15 protein-coding genes and 1 pseudogene are annotated in these 19,971 nt (G+C 73.1%); 8 read left to right on the forward strand and 8 right to left on the reverse strand.

The genetic code is table 11. The features are described 5' to 3' along the window. Window positions 1-251 precede the first annotated feature (251 nt). On the forward strand, window positions 252-1,571 hold the full coding sequence (locus tag ACFY93_RS06440; protein ID WP_391354072.1) for an extracellular solute-binding protein: 1,320 nt from the start codon (window positions 252-254) through the stop codon (window positions 1,569-1,571). Between the two features lie 332 nt (window positions 1,572-1,903). On the opposite strand, the gene ACFY93_RS06445 is transcribed toward ACFY93_RS06440, so the two are convergent. Then, window positions 1,904-2,368, reverse strand: coding sequence for an ATP-binding protein (locus tag ACFY93_RS06445; RefSeq protein WP_391354074.1), 465 nt, complete (start codon window positions 2,366-2,368; stop codon window positions 1,904-1,906). A gap of 152 nt (window positions 2,369-2,520) precedes the next feature. Between ACFY93_RS06445 and ACFY93_RS06450 the strand changes: the two are divergent. After that, window positions 2,521-3,382: pseudogene (locus ACFY93_RS06450) on the forward strand (Scr1 family TA system antitoxin-like transcriptional regulator). Continuing rightward, window positions 3,379-3,624, forward strand: coding sequence for a DUF397 domain-containing protein (locus ACFY93_RS06455; protein WP_391354076.1), 246 nt, complete (start codon window positions 3,379-3,381; stop codon window positions 3,622-3,624). Before ACFY93_RS06450 ends, ACFY93_RS06455 begins: the two are co-directional and overlap by 4 nt. 24 nt (window positions 3,625-3,648) lie before the next feature. Here ACFY93_RS06455 and ACFY93_RS06460 read toward each other — a convergent pair whose 3' ends face one another. Then, a complete protein-coding gene (locus ACFY93_RS06460) occupies window positions 3,649-4,479 on the reverse strand; it encodes a dienelactone hydrolase family protein (RefSeq protein ID WP_391354078.1) in 831 nt (276 codons plus the stop codon). Window positions 4,480-4,741: 262 nt separating this feature from the next. Between ACFY93_RS06460 and ACFY93_RS06465 the strand changes: the two genes are divergently transcribed. The 3 genes from ACFY93_RS06465 to ACFY93_RS06475 all read left to right on the forward strand — a co-directional run bounded on the left by ACFY93_RS06465 (window position 4,742) and on the right by ACFY93_RS06475 (window position 9,518). Next, window positions 4,742-5,773: a helix-turn-helix domain-containing protein gene (locus ACFY93_RS06465; RefSeq protein WP_391354079.1), complete on the forward strand. Its 1,032-nt coding sequence runs from the start codon at window positions 4,742-4,744 to the stop codon at window positions 5,771-5,773. Between the two features lie 62 nt (window positions 5,774-5,835). Continuing rightward, window positions 5,836-8,571 carry a BTAD domain-containing putative transcriptional regulator gene (locus ACFY93_RS06470; RefSeq protein ID WP_391354081.1) on the forward strand — a complete coding sequence of 912 codons (2,736 nt, stop codon included), beginning with the start codon at window positions 5,836-5,838 and terminating at the stop codon, window positions 8,569-8,571. A 221-nt stretch (window positions 8,572-8,792) separates the two neighbouring features. Further along, window positions 8,793-9,518: a DUF4232 domain-containing protein gene (locus ACFY93_RS06475; protein ID WP_391354082.1), complete on the forward strand. Its 726-nt coding sequence runs from the start codon at window positions 8,793-8,795 to the stop codon at window positions 9,516-9,518. Between the two features lie 60 nt (window positions 9,519-9,578). Here ACFY93_RS06475 and ACFY93_RS06480 read toward each other — a convergent pair whose 3' ends face one another. Then, complete coding sequence (locus tag ACFY93_RS06480; RefSeq protein ID WP_391354084.1) at window positions 9,579-10,913, reverse strand: enolase C-terminal domain-like protein; 1,335 nt, start codon at window positions 10,911-10,913, stop codon at window positions 9,579-9,581. Window positions 10,914-11,298: 385 nt separating this feature from the next. After that, window positions 11,299-12,024, reverse strand: a complete 726-nt coding sequence (locus tag ACFY93_RS06485; RefSeq protein ID WP_391354086.1) for a lytic polysaccharide monooxygenase — start codon at window positions 12,022-12,024, stop codon at window positions 11,299-11,301. A 350-nt stretch (window positions 12,025-12,374) separates the two neighbouring features. Here ACFY93_RS06485 and ACFY93_RS06490 point away from each other — a divergent pair, with 350 nt between their 5' ends. Further along, window positions 12,375-12,818: a DoxX family membrane protein gene (locus tag ACFY93_RS06490; RefSeq protein ID WP_391354087.1), complete on the forward strand. Its 444-nt coding sequence runs from the start codon at window positions 12,375-12,377 to the stop codon at window positions 12,816-12,818. Between the two features lie 77 nt (window positions 12,819-12,895). Here ACFY93_RS06490 and ACFY93_RS06495 read toward each other — a convergent pair whose 3' ends face one another. Next, a complete protein-coding gene (locus ACFY93_RS06495; RefSeq protein ID WP_391354089.1) occupies window positions 12,896-15,616 on the reverse strand; it encodes a LuxR C-terminal-related transcriptional regulator in 2,721 nt (906 codons plus the stop codon). Window positions 15,617-15,800: 184 nt separating this feature from the next. Between ACFY93_RS06495 and ACFY93_RS06500 the strand changes: the two genes are divergently transcribed. After that, entirely contained in the window at window positions 15,801-16,280 is a 480-nt protein-coding gene (locus tag ACFY93_RS06500; protein ID WP_391354168.1) for an ATP-binding protein, read from the forward strand. A 386-nt stretch (window positions 16,281-16,666) separates the two neighbouring features. Here the strand turns inward: ACFY93_RS06500 and ACFY93_RS06505 are convergent, their stop codons facing one another. The 3 genes from ACFY93_RS06505 to ACFY93_RS06515 all read right to left on the reverse strand — a co-directional run bounded on the left by ACFY93_RS06505 (window position 16,667) and on the right by ACFY93_RS06515 (window position 19,899). Further along, complete coding sequence (locus ACFY93_RS06505) at window positions 16,667-18,253, reverse strand: hypothetical protein (protein WP_391354091.1); 1,587 nt, start codon at window positions 18,251-18,253, stop codon at window positions 16,667-16,669. Then, window positions 18,231-19,031 carry a hypothetical protein gene (locus ACFY93_RS06510; protein WP_391354093.1) on the reverse strand — a complete coding sequence of 267 codons (801 nt, stop codon included), beginning with the start codon at window positions 19,029-19,031 and terminating at the stop codon, window positions 18,231-18,233. The genes ACFY93_RS06505 and ACFY93_RS06510 overlap by 23 nt, the downstream gene beginning before the upstream one ends. 238 nt (window positions 19,032-19,269) lie before the next feature. Beyond that, window positions 19,270-19,899 (reverse strand): hypothetical protein, encoded by a 630-nt coding sequence (locus ACFY93_RS06515; protein ID WP_391354095.1) that lies wholly within the window; start codon window positions 19,897-19,899, stop codon window positions 19,270-19,272. Window positions 19,900-19,971 lie beyond the last annotated feature (72 nt).

The raw sequence follows: 19,971 nt of genomic DNA on the forward strand, positions 1-19,971 counted from the left end.
GCATGGCTCCGGGCGCCCCAACGCCGCTGATCAGGCCCGGTTTATAAACCGGTCTAGCCCACTCTACCCAGACCGCGCCCGCCACCCCTCCTCCCTAGCCGCGTCGCATCAAGCCGCAGACAGCAGCCCCATCGCCCGGTAACGATTGAGCATCGCGATGGAAATCTCAACTTTACCGGTTAACCAGCGACTGCCATAGTGCCGACATCCCGACAGCAGTCCCGAGCCGCCATTCCGAAGGAGTCGGACACATGGGGAAGAAGCAGACGTTCGCCGGTGCGTTCCTGGCCGTCGCGGCGCTGACCGTCACGGGGTGCGGCGGCAGCGGAACACCGTCCACCGACGCGGCGACCGCGCCCACGGAACCGGGCAAGGTCACCGGCACGATCACGGTGCTGACGCACCGCACCGACCTGGTCAAGAGCGGCGCGATGGACGACTACGCCGCGGAGTTCAGGAAGATCTATCCCAAGGTGCGGGTGAAGTTCGAGGGTCTGACCGACTACGAGGGCGAGGTCAAGATCCGCATGAACACCGAGGACTACGGCGACGTCCTCATGATTCCGGCCGCCGTGTCCCAGAACGACTACCCGAAGTTCTTCTCCCCGCTCGGCAGTTTCGAGGACCTGGGCCCCAAGTACCGCTTCAGCGACAAGACCGACGTCGACGGCAAGGTCTACGGGATAGCCCAGTTCGGCACGGCCAACGGCTTCCTCTACAACAAGGCCGTCTGGAAGAAGGCCGGTGTCACCGAGTGGCCGAAGACGCCGGAGGAGTTCCTCGCCGCGCTGAAGGCGATCAAAGCCAGGACGGACGCCGTCCCCTACTACACCAACTTCAAGGACGCCTGGCCGCTGGTCCAGTGGACGAGCAACGTCGGATCGGTCAGCTGTGACACCGGCGCCGCCAACAAGCTGGCCGGCCCGGTGTCACCCTGGAAGGACGGCAGCGACCTGAACGTCAGCGACACGCTGCTGCATGACATCGTCAAGGGCGGGCTGTCCGAGAAGGAGCCCAGTACCACCAACTGGGAGGCCTCGAAGGGCATGGTGGCCAAGGGCAGGATCGCGACCATGATGCTCGGCTCCTGGTCGATCACCCAGATGCAGGACGCGGCGAGGAAGGCGAAGGCCGACCCCGAGGACATCGGGTTCATGCCCTTCCCCACGCAGCGGAACGGGAAGTTCTGCCCGACTCTCACCTCCGACTACCAGCAGGCCGTCAACATCCACTCGGACCACAAGGAGGCGGCCCGCGCCTGGATCGACTGGTTCACGGAGAAGTCCGGCTACTCCGCGAAGGAGGGCGCCGTCCCCACCGTGAAGTCGGCCCCGATGCCCGCCACGCTGAAAAGCTTCGTCGACAACGATGTCAACTTCGTCGAGCGCTCCGAGCTGAAGACGGGCCAGGTCAACGAGATCGACAAGGCGGCCGAGATCGGCCTGAACACGCCCGACTACCGGCAGAAGCTGGTCGACATCGCGCGCGGAGCGCAGAAGGGGGATCTGAAGGACTACTTCGCCGAGCTCGACAAGAAGTGGAACGAGGCCGCGAAGACGGCCGGCTCCTGACGGACGGCCACGACGGGCCCCGGCCGCGTACGACACCGGCCGGGGCCCTGGGCCAGGGCCCACCCCGACCGTCACGGGAGCCCGGGGCCGTGGCCCACCGCACCCCTGCCTCAGCGTTCGAAGCCTGCGGCTCGGCCAGCCCGAGATCGCCCCGAAGAGTTCGCTCTTCGGAGCGAGATCGTGCTTCCTCCCGCGCAGGGGTTCCTCGGAACGCAGGTCCTCGGCGATGGCCTCGGCGTTCTTCTCCCCGGTGACGAAGCAGAGAAGGCAGAAGTCCTCCTGCGGGTTGACCTGAACGGCGCCTATGGCCTCGGTGGCGTCCCCGGGAACGGTCACGTGCATGAAGGCCGACACCTCGGCAGATCGATTTCGGCGCGGACCGTCTTGCCGACGGGGGCGCGGTCCAGCACGGACCAGCGGTCGGCCAGGGCGTCCACCAGGACCAGGCCCCTGCCGCCCTCCGCGTCCGGGTCCGGGGCGGCCGCCGTCCGCGGTCCGGGCGGGCGGCGCTCTCCCCTGCTGTCCGACACGTCGATCCGCAGCGTGTGCGCGTCCAGCCGCAGCACCACCTCGATGTCCCGCCCGAGCACCCGCCCGTGGGTCACGGCGTTCGCCGCCAGCTCCGCCACCAGGATCGCCGCCGTCTCCGACACCGCTGAGTCGTACGGGATGCCCCAGACGTCGAGCCGGTGCAGCGCGAGATGGCGGGCGAGGCGGGCGCCGCGCGGCGTGGAGCTGAAGCGCTGGCTGAAAACACGTGCTGTGACCGGCGGCCGGTCGGTGGGCATACGCGTCATGCCGCCCATACGACCGTCGCGCCGCCTCCGTTCACCAGATCACCGACCCGTACGCAGGGTCGGCGTACGAGTACGCACGGTGGACAGTAGGCATAACTGTTCGTGACCAGGGCGCCGTTGAGTGCGTTGTACGTGCGGGAGGTGGTGTCCTGATGACGGACGGTACGGGCAGCGGCGGTGGTGCGGGGGTCCTGTGCGGAGGCGGCGAACCGGAGGCCTCCGACAGCCTCAAGACGTTCGGTGAGGTCGTCAAGGCCTTCCGCAGGCGAGCGGGGCTCACCCAGGAGGAGTTCGCGCCTCGCGTGCGGTACTCGGTCCCCACGGTCGCCTCCATCGAGCAGGGCCGACGGTTCCCGCCAGCGGACTTCGTGGAACGCGCTGAGGAAGTCCTCGACGCGTTTCGGGGCGTTGAGGGGAGCGGCGCGGCATCTCTCACGGCAGCCGGGCCTGGCGAGCTGGTTCCGCCAGTGGGCACGGTTCGAGGCGGAGGCGGTCAGCCTCTACACGTACGAGTGCCGGGTCGTGCCAGGGCTGTTGCAGACCGAGGCATACGCGCGGGCGGTGACCGTGAGCGTGCCACCCGTCAAAGACGAAGAGCAGGTGGATCAGCAGGTGGCGGCACGCTTGGGCCGTCAGAAACTGTTCCTGCGCCGACCGCCGATCTCCTTCAGCTTCATCATTGAACAGGCGCTGATCGAGCGGGGCACGGGTGGACCGGAAGCCACACAGGAATTGATCGACAACCTGCTCACGCGGGCTCATCAGTTCAACGTGGAGTTGCAGATCATGCCGTTGCGGCAGGCGGATCACGCCGGGTTCGACGGTCCCCTCCAAGTGTCGGAGACACCTGAGAACCGGTGGTTCGGCTACGCCGAGGGGCAGCGCGGCGGCTTGCTGATCTCCGACCCCAAGGAGGTCAGCATCATGCTGCAGCGCTATGCGAGACTGCGTTCACAGGCTCTCAACCCAGAAGATTCCATAGGCCTGTTGAAGCGAATGCGAGGATCGCTATGAGCTCACTGGACCTGGCCTGGTTCAAGAGCAGCTACAGCAGCGGTGGGTCCGGCGACTGCGTGGAAGTGGCCCTGTCGTGGCACAAGTCCACCTACAGCAGCGGCAGTGACGGCGACTGCGTGGAGATCGCCCCCTGCCCCCACGCCGTCCACGTGCGTGACTCCAAGGTGCGGCAGGGTCCCCGGTTCGCCGTGTCGCCGGAGAGCTGGGCCCGGTTCCTTCCGTGCGTGACCGGGGCCTGACCGCGTCGGTGGACCGGCGTGCGGTCAGGTGGCGGACAGCGGTCGGCTGCCGGACCGGTGCAGGCGGTGGGTGAGGAAGGCGAGGATCTCGTCACGCGCCCGGACCGTGGGGTGGCCGGCCTCGTCCACGAGGTGGGCGGTGACGACGCTGTGCGGGGTGCCGACCACGTCGGCGAAGAAGGGCGGCGGGGCGGTGTTGGCAGCGCTGTCCGGGAGGACGCGTCCGTCGAAGGCGTCGCCGAGCAGCGCGCGGTAGGCGGCGAACCGCTGCCCCGTGCACCAGCGGTCGCCCTCGAAACGGTAGGCGAGGACGGTGAGGCCGTCGCGGTCGAGCCGTTCGCGCACCGCGCGTGCGTCCTCGGCGCCGAGTTCGAGTCCGCCGGGGTCGTCGAGCGGCAGTGACGGGTGGTTGACCACCGGAGCGATCACCGCCGGCTCCAGGGCCATGGTCAGGGCGAAGTTGCCGGTGAAGCACAGGCCGATCGCGCCCACTCCCGGCCCGCCGCACGCGCTGTGGGCCTGACGTGCCAGGCCGCGCAGCCAGGACGTCACCGGGCTGGTGCCGCCCCCGGCGAAGGCGCGGAACTCCGCGCTGACACAGGCGCGGCGGACGACCTCCTGGCCGCCCTCGGCCGTGGGGTAGGCGCCGTCCGTCCCGAACAGGGACGGCACATGAACGGTGAAGCCGGCGTCCCGCACCCAGCGCGCGAGCCGCAGGACGTCGGGACTGATGCCCGGCATCTCGGGCAGTACCACGACCGCGGGCCCGGACCCGGCCACGTACACCCTCTTCTCCACCCCCTCCACGGTCACGTTCCGGTGGGTGAAGTCGGTGATCGGATCGTCTTCGCTCATGGAGCCATCCTGGTGCGGTGCCGATCGCCGGGTGAGGGGCGGGATCGCCAGGGTCAGGGGTAATCTCGCCACGCGCGAGGGGCCCGCCGAGTGGTACACGGCCGGCGGCCCGGGGCCGAGGACGGGGACGACAGGGGGTGCGGGAGCGGTGGCGGAGTCGGCGCGGCAGACGGAGGAGGGCGGTGGCGTCGCGGGTCCGGGCGTGGGGCCGGGTGCACTGAGGGTCGGGGTCCTGGCGTATCCGGGATGTTTCGCGTCCGAAGTGTTCGGTGTTCCCGACCTGTTGACGATGGCCGGGCATGTCGCCGGGCCGGACGCGCCCGGCTACCGGGTGTCGGTCGTCTCGCCGCGCCGCCGGGTCACCGCCTCGGGCGGCGCGAGCCTGGACGTGCGTCCCCTGCGGGAGGCCGACGTGCTCGTGGTCCCGGGCTTCGAACTGCTCCCGGACGCGGACCTCGACGCGCGGCTCGCCGGGCTCGCCCCCGAGATCGCGGCGATCCGGGCGCAGGCCGCCGCGGGAACCGCCGTCGTCTCCCTGTGCGTAGGCGCGTTCCTGCTCGCCGAGGCCGGGCTCCTCGACGGGCGCCGGGCCACCACCTCGTGGCTGCACGCCGGCCGGCTGGCCGGGCGCTGCCCCAGGGCCGACGTGCGGCCCGAACACCTGGTCGTCACCGATACGGGAGTGACGACCACGGCCGCCTTCAGCGCCATGTACGACTTCGCGCTGGACCTGATCCGCCGGCACGACGGCGCCCGGGTGGCCCGCACCACGGCGCGGCTGGCGCTCGTCGACGACGCGCGGACCTCCCAGACCCCGTACGTGGACCCGCGACTCCTCCCGCAGCCCGGCCGGGAGTTCTCCCAGCGGGTCATGCGGCGACTCGACCAGAACCTCGCCGCGCGGTACGACCTCGCCGCGCTCGCGGGCGCCTTCCGCGTCAGCACCCGCACGCTGCTGCGCCGCTTCTCCGAGGAGACCGGAAGCAGTCCACTGGCCCATCTGCAGGCCTCCCGGGTCCGCCGCGCCCGGCACCTGCTGGAGACCACCGACCGCACCGTCGCCGCTGTCGCCGCTGAGGTCGGCTATCGGGACCCCGGCACCTTCGCCGCCCTCTTCGCCCGCCATACCGGCCACCGGCCGCACGCCTACCGGACCGCCTTCCGCCGCACGGCACGGGCGTCAGCCCTGGACGGCGGCGTCCGGGAACCTCCTTCCGCGCAGCCCCTTCACCCCGGCGAGCACCACTCGGACACCCGGGCGACAGTGCCGTACAGCACACCGATGACGGGCTGAGCGCACGGCGTTCGCGTGATCACCTCCGGTAATCTGGCTGCTCCCCCAGAAGGAGTTGACCAGTGGAGTTCCGGCTGCTCGGAGCGATCTCCGTCGCCACCGAGGCCGGCGAACTGCCGCTCGGTCCCGCCAAGCGGCGCAGTCTGCTGGCCGCGTTGCTGCTGACCCCCAACCGGCCTGTGTCCGTGGACCATCTGACGGGTGCGCTGTGGGACCACGAGCCGCCGGCGCAGGCCCGCAGTGTCATCCAGGGGCATGTGTCGCGGCTGCGGAGCCTGCTCGCGGGCACGGACGCCGAGATGTACGGGGTCGAACTCGTCACCCAGGGGACGGCGTACGTCCTGCGGATGCCGGAGACGCTGCTGGACGCCCACCGCTTCGAGGAACTGGTGACGCTGGCGCGCGGTCAGCGCGCGCCGGACGACGCCGTGGCGATGTACCAGGAGGCGCTGTCGCTGTGGCAGGGGCCCGCGCTGACCGGTGCGTATCCGAGTCCCCCGTTGCAGGCGGCCGCGCACGCGCTGGAGGAGTTGCGGCTGGCCTCCGTGGAGTCGCTGGCCGGGGCCTACACGCGGCTGGGTGAGCACGCGCGGGCCGCGGCCGTGCTGCGCGCGGAGGCGGGCGCCCATCCGTTGCGCGAGTCGCTGTCCGCCGCGCTCATGCGGGCGCTTCAGCGTGCGGGGCGGCGTTCGGAGGCGCTCGACTGGTTCCACCGCACCCGGAGGCTGCTCGCCGACGAGCTGGGCGTCGACCCGGGCCGGGAGCTGGCGGACGCCTACGCGGTGGCCCTGAGCGGCAAGGGCGAGGAGGAGGCGGACGCCCAGGTCCCGCCGCCCGTGCCGGTGCCCGTCCCCGCGCGGGCGACCGCGACGGGTGCACGGTCCGACACCGTCGATCTGCTGCCGAGGATGCCCCGCGGCTTCCACGGGCGTGGAGCCGAACTCACCGCGCTGTCCCGGGCCGCCGCCGGCGAGGCTCCCGTCTGCCTGATCACCGGGCCCGCCGGAGTGGGCAAGACGGCGCTCGCGGTGCACTGGGCGCACCGCAACCGTGCCGGGTTCCCCGGCGGTCTCCTCTACGCCGACCTGCGCGGCTTCAGCGACACGGGAGAGCCGACGCACCTGGAGATCCTGCGCGAGTTCCTGCTGGCGCTGGGGGTCGCGCCGCGCCGTGTCCCGGAGTCGACGCAGGCCGCCTCCGCGCTGTTCCGGTCCCTCGCCGTCGGCCGTCAGCTCCTCGTCGTACTGGACAACGCGCGCGGCTCCGAGCAGGTCAGGGAACTGCTGCCGGGCGGCCCCCGCTGCGTCACCCTGGTCACCAGCCGGTACCGGCTGCGCGGCCTCATCGCCTCCGACGCGGCCCGGCCCGTCGCCGTGGACGTCCTCGAACCGGAGGACAGTACGGCCCTGCTGGCCGCCGTACTCGGCACGGAGCGCGTCCTCGCGGAGGAGGTGGCCGCCCGGCGCCTCGCCGAACTGTGCGGCGGGCTCCCGCTCGCGCTGCGTGTGGCCGCCGCCCGGCTCGCCGACCAGCCGGACTGGTCCCTGAGCGCGATGAGCGCCGAACTGTCCGACGAGTCACGCCGTTTGAGCCTGCTGGACGTCGAGGACACCGGCGTCCGGGCGGCCCTGCGGCTCACCGTGCGCAGGCTGCCCGAGGAGGCCGCGCGTCACTTCTCCCACCTCGGCCGGTACCCGGGCACGCACGTGGACCGCTTCACGGCGGCCGCCCTGGCCGGCACGGACCCGGTCACGGCCGAGGCGGCGCTGGACAAGCTGAGCGCGGCGCACCTCCTCACCCGGAGCGCGCCGGGCCGCTGGACGCTGCACGATCTCGTGCGGCTGTACGCGCGTGGGCTGGACGCCGGTCCGGACGCCCTGGTGCGGGTCCTGGACCACTGTGTGGCCACCGCGCTGGCGGCGGCCGAGGCGGCCGAGCCCGGCGCCGAGTCGTGCTTCGCGCTTCCGGAGGACTTCCATGCCCCGTGTGCCGTACGGGAGTTCGCGGACCGGGACGACGCCATGGCCTGGTACGCGGCCGAGCGCGAAGACCTGACGCTGGCGGCGGTGGCCGCGCGGGAGGCGGGACTGCACGGCAGGACCTGGCGGATCGTCCTGGCACTGTGGCCGCAGATCGTGTGGCGGGTCCGGGACGGGTGGACGCCCCTGCTGGAGACGGCCCTGGAGGCGGCACGGGCGGACGCCGACGCCCGTGCCGAGCCGCGTGTCCTCGCCCTGCTGGGATGGGTGCTGACGGAGGAGGGGCGCACCCGGGAGGCGCTGGTCCATCTCGAGGCCGCCGCCGTGCTCGCCGCCCGGGCCGGGGACCCGCGCGGCCAGGCGACGGCCCTGGTCAACCTGTCGCTCGCGCAGGCCGCCCTGGGCAGTCCGGAGGAGGCCGCCGAGGGCTGCGCGCGGGCCGCCGTACTGGCCCGCGAGTCCGGCGACCGGCATACCGAGCGCCTGGCCCTCTACCACCTCACCCGGCACCGGCTGGACGCCGGACAGTGGCAGTCGGCTCTGGACACCGCCACCGCCGCCTTCGCCGTCGACGGGCCCTCGGATCTCTCGACGGCGTCCCGCGTGCTGCTGCTCACGGCCGCCGGGGAGGCACTGCTGGGGATGGGCGACGAGGCCGGAGGTATCCGGCGCCTGGAGGACGCGGCGCGGGAGGCGGAGGCGTCCGGTTACGACGAGGGAGCGGTGCGGGCGCTGGGCGCGCTGCTGCGGGTCTCCCCGGACCTGGGGCTGCGGGCACGCCACGACACCGCGATGGCACGGCTGACGGCGCGGACGTGACGTGCGGGCCTGACGGTGCGGACGTGACTGCGCGGACGCGACGGTGCGCCGGGGGCGCGCTGCCGCGCGTCGGTGCGGGGCGTCGGCGAGGCGTCAGCGGGACGTCAGCCAAACGCCAGGGCGGGGGCCGAAGCTGAAGGCGAACCCGGGGGCCGCACACGGTCTGACCTGGGATCGACCGCGCCACCGACCGCACCACCGCATCACACGGGGAGCTTCACATGCGTACCTTCATCCGCCGCCCTGCCCTTGTCGCCGCGACCGCCGTCGCCGCCCTCGGGCTGACGCTCACCGCCTGCGGGGGTGACGGCAGCGGCACGAAGGACGAGGGTGCCGCCGCGGCCTCGAAGTCCGGCGGCTCCAAGTCCGGCTCCGACGCGGGCTCCGGCAAGCAGGAAGCCGCCGCGGACGGCGGGTCGGGCAAGGAGGCCGCCGGTTCCGGCACCTCCGGTTCGGACTCGGCCGGCACCACCGCGTCGCAGACCCGCTCCAAGGAGAAGTCCGGCGCGAAGGCCCCGGCCTGCTCCGCCGACGACGTGAAGATCTCCGCGGCCAAGCAGGACGGCGTCCCCACCACCCACATCACGCTGACCGCGACGAACGTCTCCGGCCACGCCTGCACGCTGCTCCAGTACCCGGTGATCGGCTTCGGCGACCTGCCCCAGACCTCGAAGGACGTCCCGCCCGTCGCCAAGAGCAAGCCCGGCACCCCCGTCGTGCTGAACGCCGGAGAGCCCGCCTACGCCGCCGTCCGGATCAACCAGGGCGGTGTCGACGAGGACAACCACGTCGTCAAGTCCTTCTACGTGAACCTGTTCGCGGCCGACGGCCCCGCCGAGGGCAGCAAGACCGTCGGCGCGCCCAAGGGCGGCATCGCGGTCGACGACGCGGCCGCGAAGACCGGCTACTGGACGAACGAACTGCGCAACGGCGCCGACGAGTTCTGATCCGTCCCGGGCCCGGTACGCGCCGGCTGGGCGGCCCCGGTCGGCGCGTACCGGCTGACGTCAGCCGGCGCGTACCAGGCTGGGGCGCTTGGCGTCGAAGGTCCAGCCCGGCACGAGGTAGCGCATCGCGGCGGCGTCGTCGCGCGCGCCCAGCGTCTTCTCCCGGTACAGCTCATGGGCCGCGAGAAGGCGGTCCATGTCGAGCTCGACGCCCAGACCGGGGGCGTCGGGCACCGCGATCTCGCCGCCGACGATGCGCGGCGGATCGACCGTGAGCCGCTCCAGGCCCTCCTGCCAGATCCAGTGGGTGTCCAGGGCGTTGTACTCGCCCGGGGCGGCCGCGCCGCAGTGCGTGATCATGGCGAGGGAGATGTCGAAGTGGTTGTTCGAGTGACAGCCCCAGGTCAGGCCCATCTCGTGGCACAGCTGGGCCACACGCACCGACCCCTGCATGGTCCAGAAGTGCGGGTCGGCCAGTGGGATGGACACCGACTGCAGGGCCAGGGCGTGGGTCAGCTGACGCCAGTCGGTGGCGATCATGTTGGTCGCCGTGGGCAGGCCCGTGGCCCGGCGGAACTCGGCGAGGATCTCGCGCCCCGAGTAGCCGCCCTCGGCCCCGCAGGGGTCCTCCGCGTAGGCCAGCGTCCCCACCAGGGGCGAGCAGAGCTCGACCGCCTCGCGCAGGGACCAGGCACCGTTCGGGTCCAGGGTGACGCGGGCCTCGGGGAAGCGGTCCTTGAGCACCCGTACGGCCTCGACCTCCTCCTTGCCCGGCAGGACACCGCCCTTGAGCTTGAAGTCCCGGAAGCCGTACAGGTCGTGGGTGGCCTCCGCCTGGCGGACGATCGCGTCCGGGGTGAGGGCCTCCTCGTGCCGGACGCGGTACCACTCCACGTCCGCGTCGGGCTCGCGGACGTACTCCAGGTCCGTGCGGCCGGGGTCGCCGACGTAGAAGAGGTAGCCCAGGACGCGTACGGAGTCACGCTGCAGGCCGTCGCCCAGCAGGGCCGCGACCGGTACCCCGAGGTGCCGGCCGAGCAGGTCGAGCAGCGCCGACTCGACCGCCGTGACGGCGTGCACGGTGGTCCGCAGGTCGAAGGTCTGGGCGCCGCGTCCGCCCGAGTCCCGGTCCGCGAACCGGCTCCCGATCTCGCGCAGGACGCGCTTGTAGTCGCCGACCTTCGCACCGACGACCAGCGGTTCGGCGTCCCGCAGCGTCCGGGTGATCGCCTCACCGCCGGGCACCTCGCCCAGTCCCGTACGGCCCTCGGAGTCCGTCAGAACGACGATGTTGCGGGTGAAGAAGGGGCCGTGGGCGCCGGAGAGGTTGAGCTCCATGGAGTCGCGGCCGGCGACGGGATAGACGGCGAAGCGGGTGACGGTCGGCTGGCTCATGCGGGTCGGCTTCCTTGGGACGGGTGCGGTCTCCGCGACGCACGGGTCCCCTGACCATATCCCCATATGAAGATGGCGAACACATATGAGAACGACATCACGCCTGCCGCGGTGGGGCCGCGCCGTGGACCGGAGGCGGCCCGAGTTGATTGCGTATCCGTGAAAGCCGGGTCACGGATGGTCCTGGGCGCCCCTATCAGGCCATGATCTCTCCGGGCGGCGCCGCATCCACACCCCCCACATGCGGCGCCGCAACGGGCCGGCACACCTGACGCCCGGCACGAACGGCCGTACCGCCCGGCCTCACCAAGGGTCGGGCGGTACGGGCCACGGCGACGTCAGGGACACCGCGACCTCGCGGGCCGGCGGCTGCACGCCAGGTGCCCTAGCAGGCGCCCAGGTCCTCCCAGACGCCCCACTCGCCGGTGGTGCCGGGCCTGTCGCCCGTGACCCACCACTTGGCGCGCCAGGTGTGGCCGTCGTAGGAGACGGAGTCGCCACCGGTGTAGACGCTGGTCGCGCTCCAGACCGGCGCGGCGCAGGCGCCCGGATCGTCGTCATCGCCGCCACCGCCACCGCCCCCGCCGTCACCGCTGCCGCCGATGTTGACGTCGACGCAGGAGTAGAAGGCGTTGGAGGTGTCCGCCACGTTCCAGACGGCGAGCACCTTCTGACGGCCGGTGAAGCCGCCGAAGTCCACCTGGTGACTGACGTCCGCGGCGGGCTGCGCGTTGTGGCCGTCGAACTCGGCGATCTTCTGGCCGCCGATGAAGTACTGCCAGCTGGCGGTGGAGTGCCTGGCCGTGTTGTGCCAGGTGAACGTCGCCGACGCGCCGACCGGCGTGACCCGCCAGGGCTTGCTGTCGTCGTCGAGCTCGGCGTACTCCGCGTGTCCGCCGCTGCAGCTGTGCAGCCCCTTCGGGCCCTCGACGCTCTGCGGCTCGTACTTGATCTGACCGCAGTCGACGACGCCTTCGGCGCACTGCTGCTGCCGGCTCGTGGGCAGGGTGACCCAGCCGTGGGCGCTGGCCGAGCCCGCCGGAAGGCCGACCGCCAGCAGCGGCGCGAGCAGCGCGCCGATCCCGGCGGCCATCCGTCTCTTCGTGTTCATGCCGTGTCACTTCCTTCACTCGAAGCAGACTTGGTCTAGACCTGGCGCCTGTCAGGTCTAGACCATAGCCAGCAAGCGCGCCCGGTCAAGAGGTCGCGCAGAGTGAACTGCCGGGTAAAGCAACCGACTTCGAACACCGTCCACCAGTACTCAACTTCTGGGGTATTGGTCTAGACAAGCATCGGAAGAGTGGTCGAAGCTTCGAGCACCGGGCTCCTGTCACCGCCTCACCGCACTCCCCCACCTCGGCACTCCCCACCGCGCCGCGCCGTCCGCCCCGTCGCACACGACGGCATGGGCGCGCACCTCGGCGCGGTCCGCGAGGCCACCGCGAGAGAGGAGCCCCATCGATGGATGCGCCGGGAATCGGCAGAGAGCACGTGATCGGAGTCTTCCGCATCGTCGTAGGACTGATGTTCGCCTGCCACGGAGCCGCCGCCCTGTTCGGCGTCCTGGGCGGTCCGCACGGAGCGAAGCCCGGCTTCGCCGCATGGCCCGGCTGGTGGGCCGCCGCCATCCAGCTGACCGGCGGCACACTGGTGCTGTGCGGTCTCGGGACCCGCGCAGCGGCGGTGCTGTGCTCGGGGTCCATGGCCTACGCCTACTTCGTCGAGCACCAGCCCGACGGGCTCTTCCCCATCGAGAACGGCGGCGAGGCGGCGGCGATGTTCTGCTGGTCGTTCCTCCTCATCGCCACTCTCGGACCCGGCCGCTTCGCCCTGGTGTCCCTCGTCCGCCTGCGGCGCCGGACCGGCACCCGGCCGGTCACGACCAGGTCGTCGGCCTCCGCCTGAAGGACGGGGGCCGAAGCCCTGAAGGACGGGGCCGAAAGCCCCGCCACGTCACCTCCCCCGCCTCCGCGCGGCTCGGCTCACGCCTCGTCGGCGGCGCGGAGGGAGGTGGCGAGTTGCTGGCGCGAGTGCGCGCCGGTCTTGCGCAGGGCCCGGGCGACGTGCTGCTCGACCGTACGCGGGGAGAGGTGCAGGGCGGCGGCGATGTCCCGGTTGGTCATGCCGGCACCGGCGAGCTCGGCGACCTCCGCCTCGCGCGGGGAGAGCAGGTCGCCGTAGGCGGGCCGCCCGGGGGCGCGCCGCTCCTCCGCCGGAAGCTGTTCGCGCAGTTCGGCGCGGGTGCGGGCGGTGTCCCAGACGGCGCCCAGCGCCTCGAAGCGGTCGGCGCACTCGGCGAGGGCGGCGACCGCAGCGGCCGTGTCCCGGCCGAGGGCCAGAGCGCAGCGGGCGGCCGCGGCCGCGGTGAGGGACGCGTGGTACGGGCGGGACAGCGCGGCGTAGGCGGCCGAGGCGCTCTCGTACCGGCCGACGGCGGCAGGCAGGTCGCCGGTGTGTTCGGCGAGGGCTCCGCGAGTCCACTCCAGGGCGGCGCTCGCGGACGGCGCGTCGCGGCCCGCCAGTCCGGCGGCGAACTCCTCGGCCATCTCCCGGGCCGTCGCGACCGCCCCGGCCCTTGCGGTGGCCTCGACCGCCCAGGGTGCGAGTTCGGCGCCCCAGGCCCAGACGCCCTTGGCCCGCAACCTCCGCCAGCCGGCGATGGCCTCGGCGGCGGCGGCCTCGGTGTCGTCGCGGGCGAGGGCGAGGCGGGTCAGCGCGCCGGACGCGGCGGCGGAGAGGGGAACGGGACCGCGGTCGAGGTCGAGGGCACCGGGGCCGCTCAGGTGTTCGGCCAGGCCGGACCATTCGCCGCGGGCGAGCGCCAGCAGGCCGAGGACGATCCGGGCGTCCGAGGCCACACTCGCCATGGCACCGGCCTCGTCGACCAGCGCGCGGGCCCGGTCGGCGAGCCCCGCCCATTTGCCGGTGGCCCAGTCCAGGACGAGTGTGCAGCCCTGGCCGGTCTGCTCCGCGTAGGAGGCCCCGCTGCGGGCGGCGAGGGCGACGCCCTCCTCCAGCAGCCTGCGGGACGCGTCGTAGTGCCCGAGCCAGACGGCGGCGTCGGCGGCGTTGCACAGACCCCGGGCGGCCTGCTGGCGGCAGCCGACGAGTTCGCTGTCCCTCGGCAGCCGGTCGATGAGCCCCCAGGAGGCGGGGTCGCCGATGTTGAGCAGCACGCTGACCTGGTTGGCCGCGACGGCGGCCTGCACCACCGGGTCGCCGGACTCGCCGGCCACCTGGAGGGCCCGCTCCAGCCAGCCGATGTTGTCGGCCAGGCCGGCGCCCGGCCAGTACGGCATGGCCAGGGCGGACATGGCACGGGCCAGCGGCACCGGCTGTCCGGCCAGCTCGCCGACGGCACGCTCGAGCTCGACCTGGCCCTCGCGGACCCGGCCCATCTGGTTGACGAGCAGCAGGCCGAGGTCGAGCCGGATCTCGCCCCTGACGCCCGGAGAGAGGCCGTGGTCGGCGACGATCTGCCCGAGTACTTTCCTGGTCTGCTCCGAGCGCAGTCCGATGACGGCGTTGCCGGCGAGCATGACGGCCAGCCGGGAGCGGGCGTGCGGCGGGACAGGACCCGTGGCCAGGGCGGACTCCAGCAGCGCGACCACGGCGTGGACCTCCCCCGCTTCGGCGTACTGCTGGGCCGCGCGCTCGACGGCGTGCAGCCAGCCGCGCTGGTCGCCGCAGGCGCGGCGGTGGCCGGCCAGCCGGTCCCAGGGGACGGGCTGCTGCCGGGCGAGCAGGGCGGCCGCCTGCCGGTGCAGCGTCTCGCGCACGGGACCGGGCACGACTTCGCGGACGGCGGCGGCCGCGAGCGGCGAGGCGAAGCCGTACCTGCCGTCGCCGTGCTCGTGCAGGGCGGCGGTGCGCAGCGCGGCGAGCAGGGCGTCGCGGCCGGCGCGGCCGGGCAGGCCGGCGACCGCGGCGAGTTCGCGGGCGGTCGCGGGCCGGTCCAGGACGGCGGCGGCGAAGACGATCGGGCGGTGGGGCTCGGGGACGGCCGTCGTACGCCGCAGGGCGAGGGCGGCGAGCCGGGGCGGCGGGCCGATCGCGTCGAGGTCGGCGGGGCGCGGCGGGTCCGGGTTTCCGGCCAGGTGGGCGACGAGCAGGTCGAGCAGGTCGGCCACGATCTGGGCATTGCCTCCGGAGGCGTGGTGCAGGGCCTCCGCGAGGTCGGACGGGCAGCGGTCGGCGCCCAGCGCGGCGGCGGCCCTACGGCCCACGGCGGCGATGTCGAGCGGGCCCAGAGCGTGCCGGACGACGGCGAGCCGGGACGGGAACTCGGTCTCCGGGCCGAGCACCAGCCCCGGCTCGGCCAGCTCCTCGGGGCGGAAGGTGAGCACGCAGGCGAGCCCGGCGGGCGCGTCCGCGAGCAGGGCGCGCAGGGCGGCGGTGTCGGTGCCGGACGCCTTGTGGACGTCCTCGACGGCGAGCAGGAGGGGACCGTGGGGCCGCTGCCCGTCGGTGCCCGGGGGGACGGCCGCCGTGGCGGGGACGGTCGTCGCGGCGGGGACGGGCAGCGCGGTCAGCAGCCGGGACAGCAGCCGGCTCTTGCCGGTACCCGCGGCGCCTTCCACCAGGAGCAGCACGGGCCGCCGGTCCCCGTCCTTGCTCCCGCGTCCGCTCCCGCTCCCGCTCCCGCTCCCCGCGAGGGCGCCGGTCAGCAGGCCGACGAGCTCGTTCTCGGACCGTTCAACCATGATCGCCGTCCCGTCGTCCGAAAGCCTCCTTTTGTTTGCGTATCCGTACTTCCGCCACTCCTGATTGCGGCCCCCATCGCCGCCGGGGAGTGTGGGACAGGTCAAGCCCGCCCGGCCTCCTCGGCCGTCGAGGGCCGCCGCCGGCCCGGCCGGCTGCGCAGGCAGGAGTCACGTGGTGAATGAGATGACGTACCCGACGCCCGTCGCGGCGCCCCCGAAGCCCACCGGGCTTCCGCGGCTCGGCACCGCGTGCGAGGAGGTGCCGGTCCGCTCCCAGCGGCTGCTGGCCGCGGTCACCTTGCCCGCATGCCCGGAGTCCGTGCCCCTGCTGCGGCGTACGGCACGCCAGGTCGTCCGGGGCTGCCGGCTGTCCGAGCGGGTCGACGAGGCGGTGACGCTGATCGTGAGCGAGCTGGCCGCCAACGCGGTGCTGCACAGCGGCAGCGCGGACGTGGCCCTGCTCATCGAGGTCGGCGACACCGCGGTGACCGTACGGATACGTGACAACGGGCAGTGGCACGAGCGTCAGGCCCCACGCTGCGAGGCCGCCGACGTGGACACCGCCTTCGGCCGCGGCCTGTCCCTCGTCGACGCGTACGCCGTCGACACGTCCATCGTGCGCGGCCCCACCGGCACGGTCGTACAGGCCGTCGTCACCCTCTGACGCCCCCGGGACCGACCGGCAGGCACCGGACACCGTCGCGGGCGGGCCGAGGGCCGGGCGCCCGGACCGGCGGGCACCGCCTCCGCGCCGCCGGAACGGCTGGGCACGACCGGCCGCAACCACGCTTCTTCCGCTCTCACGCATCCGTATCCCCTGATGCCGTGGCACCGGCATGGTGTGCAACGCGTTCGTACGGGAAGTCTAGCCACCCTCGTGACCCATAGGTAACTTCTCGCCCCTCGGCTCCTGACCAGCCGATCCGGCCCGGGCGCCCCGCCCCGCGGAGCACCCGGGCCGGATCGTGCACGTGTCCCGCAGCGGAGGGCGGTCCCTCGGGACGTGCCTCCACTGTGGTGGAACGCGGCTGCCGCTCCGCCCGGCAGCGGTCAGCGGCGGGGGGCCGGTGGGCGCCGGGTCGTGGGCGGGGGCAGGAGCGGGGCTCCTGATTCGGTGCGTTTGTGCGCCGCCTCCGTGATCGCCGGGTCGGCCGCCGCCGACGTGAGGCCGTGGCGGTGGGCTTCCGCCGCCGTCTCGTAGAGTTCGTTCGCCGCGCGCTGCCGGGCCTCCACCGCCCGTCGCCGCTGCTCGGCACGTTCGCCCGCCGAGTCGACCCACGCCCGTGCGGCCGCGAGCCGGGTGTGCGCGGCGGCGAGTTCGTGCCCGCGCTCCTGCCGGCGTTCGAGCGCCGAGCGGAAGCTGTCGACGTGCGGGTGCTCGCGCAGCAGCCCGGCCAGGAGACCGATGCCGCCGGAGAGCAGCAGGAGCGAGATGAACATCCAGTAGACCGTCTGCGGCTGGAGGTCCAGGCGGTCCGCGAGGGCGGGAAGTGTGCCTGTGTCCACCCCGTCGAAGCCGCCGGCGGCCCCCGTCACGTGCTCCTCCGGCTCCTTGGCCAGGACGGTCTTGGCACGCAGGATGCCCAGGGTGACGGTGCAGGCCACCCAGACACAGAGGAACAGCAGGGCGGCCGGGCCCGCCTGCCGGCCGGCTCCCGTCGCGCCGCGTTCCCGCAGGGCACGGCCGCCGAGATGAGGCACCGTCAGCATGAGCACGCCCACGGAGACCGCCAGGGTCGCGTTGAGCACGCCGGAACTGGAGGAACCGACGCCGTGGAACGGCTGGAACGCCATCCAGTAGATCGGGACTTCGACGGCGAAGACCAGGACGAGCAGGAACAGGACCATCCTCTCCGGCATCGCGGCCCGGGCCCGCAGCCCCGGCCAGCCCTCGACGGACGCGGCGACCGTGCCAGGGGCGGGCTCCGGTATCGCCGCCGGACGCGGGCCCGCCACCACCGGAGTGAGGGTCTGGTAGGCGTCGTCGTCCTCGTCGGAGGCGTCCGCGGGCAGGACGGTGCCTGCGGAGACAGGGTCCTGCGCACCGCCGGGAGCGGTGCCGTCCGTACCGCCGGGGTGTGTCCCCGCGCCCGACCAGGTCCGCTCGAAGCGTTCGCGCACCGCGTCGCGGAGCCGCTGCCAGCGCATCGACCGGTGGGCGAGCAGGTCGAGTTGCTCGCGGGCGCGGCGCACGTCGTGCTCCGCCTCGACCAGCCGGGTCTGGGCGAGAGCGACCCCCTCCTCCTCCCGCAGGATCCGGTTGCGGGCGTCGGCGTCCTCCCGAGAGGCCCGGGTCTCCTGGTCGGCGGCCTCCTCCTCCACCAGTTCGCGCACGAGGTCGCGTCGGGCGGCCAGTTCGGCCGCGTACGGCGGCAGGACGCCGCTGGACAGCACGACGACGTCGAGCGCCGTGCCTCTGCCGTCTTCGGTGCCCTGCTTGCGCGCCCGTTCGACGAGCCGCCGCTGCGCACGGCTGCTCAGGACCAGTGGCACGCGCCGTACGTCGGGCCGGGACTGCCGGCCGAACGCCGCGAAGACCTGCCGTCGCGAGCCGTCCTCGCGGCGCAGCACACGGTCGATCCGTGAGCGCCGCGGAGTGGGCTCTTCGGAGTCACTACTCGTAGTCGTGGTGGACATGTGCCTTCGCCCGTGTCGTGAGGATGTCGGTCCAGAACTGCTTGAAGCCCTGGTAGGTGGAGGGCTTGCGGGTCGGGTTCTTCGCGTAGCCGACCGTGTAGAGGTCCATTCCCTGCAGCGCGGGGAGTTCCCGGCCGCTCAGGAGCTTGCTGACCGCGCGCTTCCGCTCGGCCTTGGTCGACAGCGGCTCCCGGGAGATGTGGAACTCCCGGTCGGTCTGCTCGAAGTCACTGACCGCGAGGATGCTCGCCCTGCCGGCCTCGTCGTCCTGCGTTTCGCGCAGGGTCTGGGCGACGCGGCCGAGGCCGCCGAGCACGTCCGAACCGTTCTGCGTCCGGGCGCAGTCGAGCATCTCGACGGACGCGTTGACAGCGGTGACGCGGGCCCGTTGCCTCAGCGCCTCCGGATCGGTGGTGCTCGACTTCGGCTTGGGGTCGAGGTCGACGGGCGAGTGGCGGCACGACGAGGTCCAGGAGGAGGCCGTCACGGGCGCGTAGGCGAGCGAGGAGCAGTCGCGGTCCTCCAGGAACGGGACGAGCGTCTCCTTGAGCTTCTTCGTGACGTCGACGCCGGTGTCATCGCTCGTACCGGAGCCGGAACCGTCCACGACGAGGCCGCAGGGCACCTTGCTCGCGCCCTTGCCGTCGGACGACCACGGCGTGTTGGAGCAGGCGGTGAGGCCGAGTGCCAGCGCTGCCACCAGGGCGACGGCGGCGCGGTGCGCCCGTGCCGGGGGGCGGACGGCCTGGGGTCCGCCCCCCGAATGGAGTGTGTTCATGTGGCTCGCTCTCACATCGGTGGTGTGATCGTTGACGGCTGGGGACGAATGGGGACGGATGGGGACGGCGTGCGACGGCTCACGGCAGCGCGTGGACGTGCGTGGACGTGCGTGGACGAGGGCATTTCGCCCGCGCGACGGGACGGCCCCGGCGGACGGGCGGGTGGCTGCCGTATGTCCCGCGGCTGCCGAAGGCCTCGTGGCTGCCGTACACCCTCGGGCGGGGGTCTTCGTTCGGTCAGGCCGCGCGCCGGCCTGCCGTGGGGTGGCCCGCGTCGAGCACCCGTAGGGCCGTCGTCAGCGCCGAGGTGGCCCCACGGGCCGCGGTGAGCCAGGAGTCGGGGTCCTCCCAGTCGGCGCCGAGGACGATCTCGCCCGGCAGCCAGGTGCCCGGGCGCGCCCGGGGGTTCTCCTCCTGGGCGGCCTGCTGGTGCCAGACGGCGTCCCAGTAGTGCGCCAGCCGCAGGTTCGCACCGCTGACGACCGAATCGGCTCGGGTGCGGCAGTGCGCCGCGGCCGCGCGCCATTCGGCGACCGAGCGGCCCCACCGGTCCAGCAGCGCGGGCGACGGGTTGCGGCGCACCTCGTACTGGGTGACCACCGCGACGGCGCCGGAGTGGATACCCGCCACCAGGGCGTGCCGGTCGCTCAGCAGGCGGCCGCGCAGTTCGGTGGTGGCACGCTCCGAGATGAGCCGTACCTCCTGGACGTACGGCGTGACCAGCTCGGGCGATCGCGGGGTGTGGCCGGCGACCGTCACCGTCAGCCGGGCCCCGTCGAGCCGTCCGCGCCGGCGGCTGCGCACCGAGCTGCGGAGGTCGAGTCCGCATTCACGCAGGCAGCGCGTGACGCTGTGTCTGGTGTTCACCGGCGGTTCCCCCTATGTGCGTGTGCCGTCCCCGCGGCATGTGCGTATGCCGCCCCCGCGGCACGGAAGATC

The sequence above is a fragment of the Streptomyces sp. NPDC008313 genome (assembly GCF_042956125.1).
Taxonomy (GTDB): Bacteria; Actinomycetota; Actinomycetes; order Streptomycetales; family Streptomycetaceae; genus Streptomyces.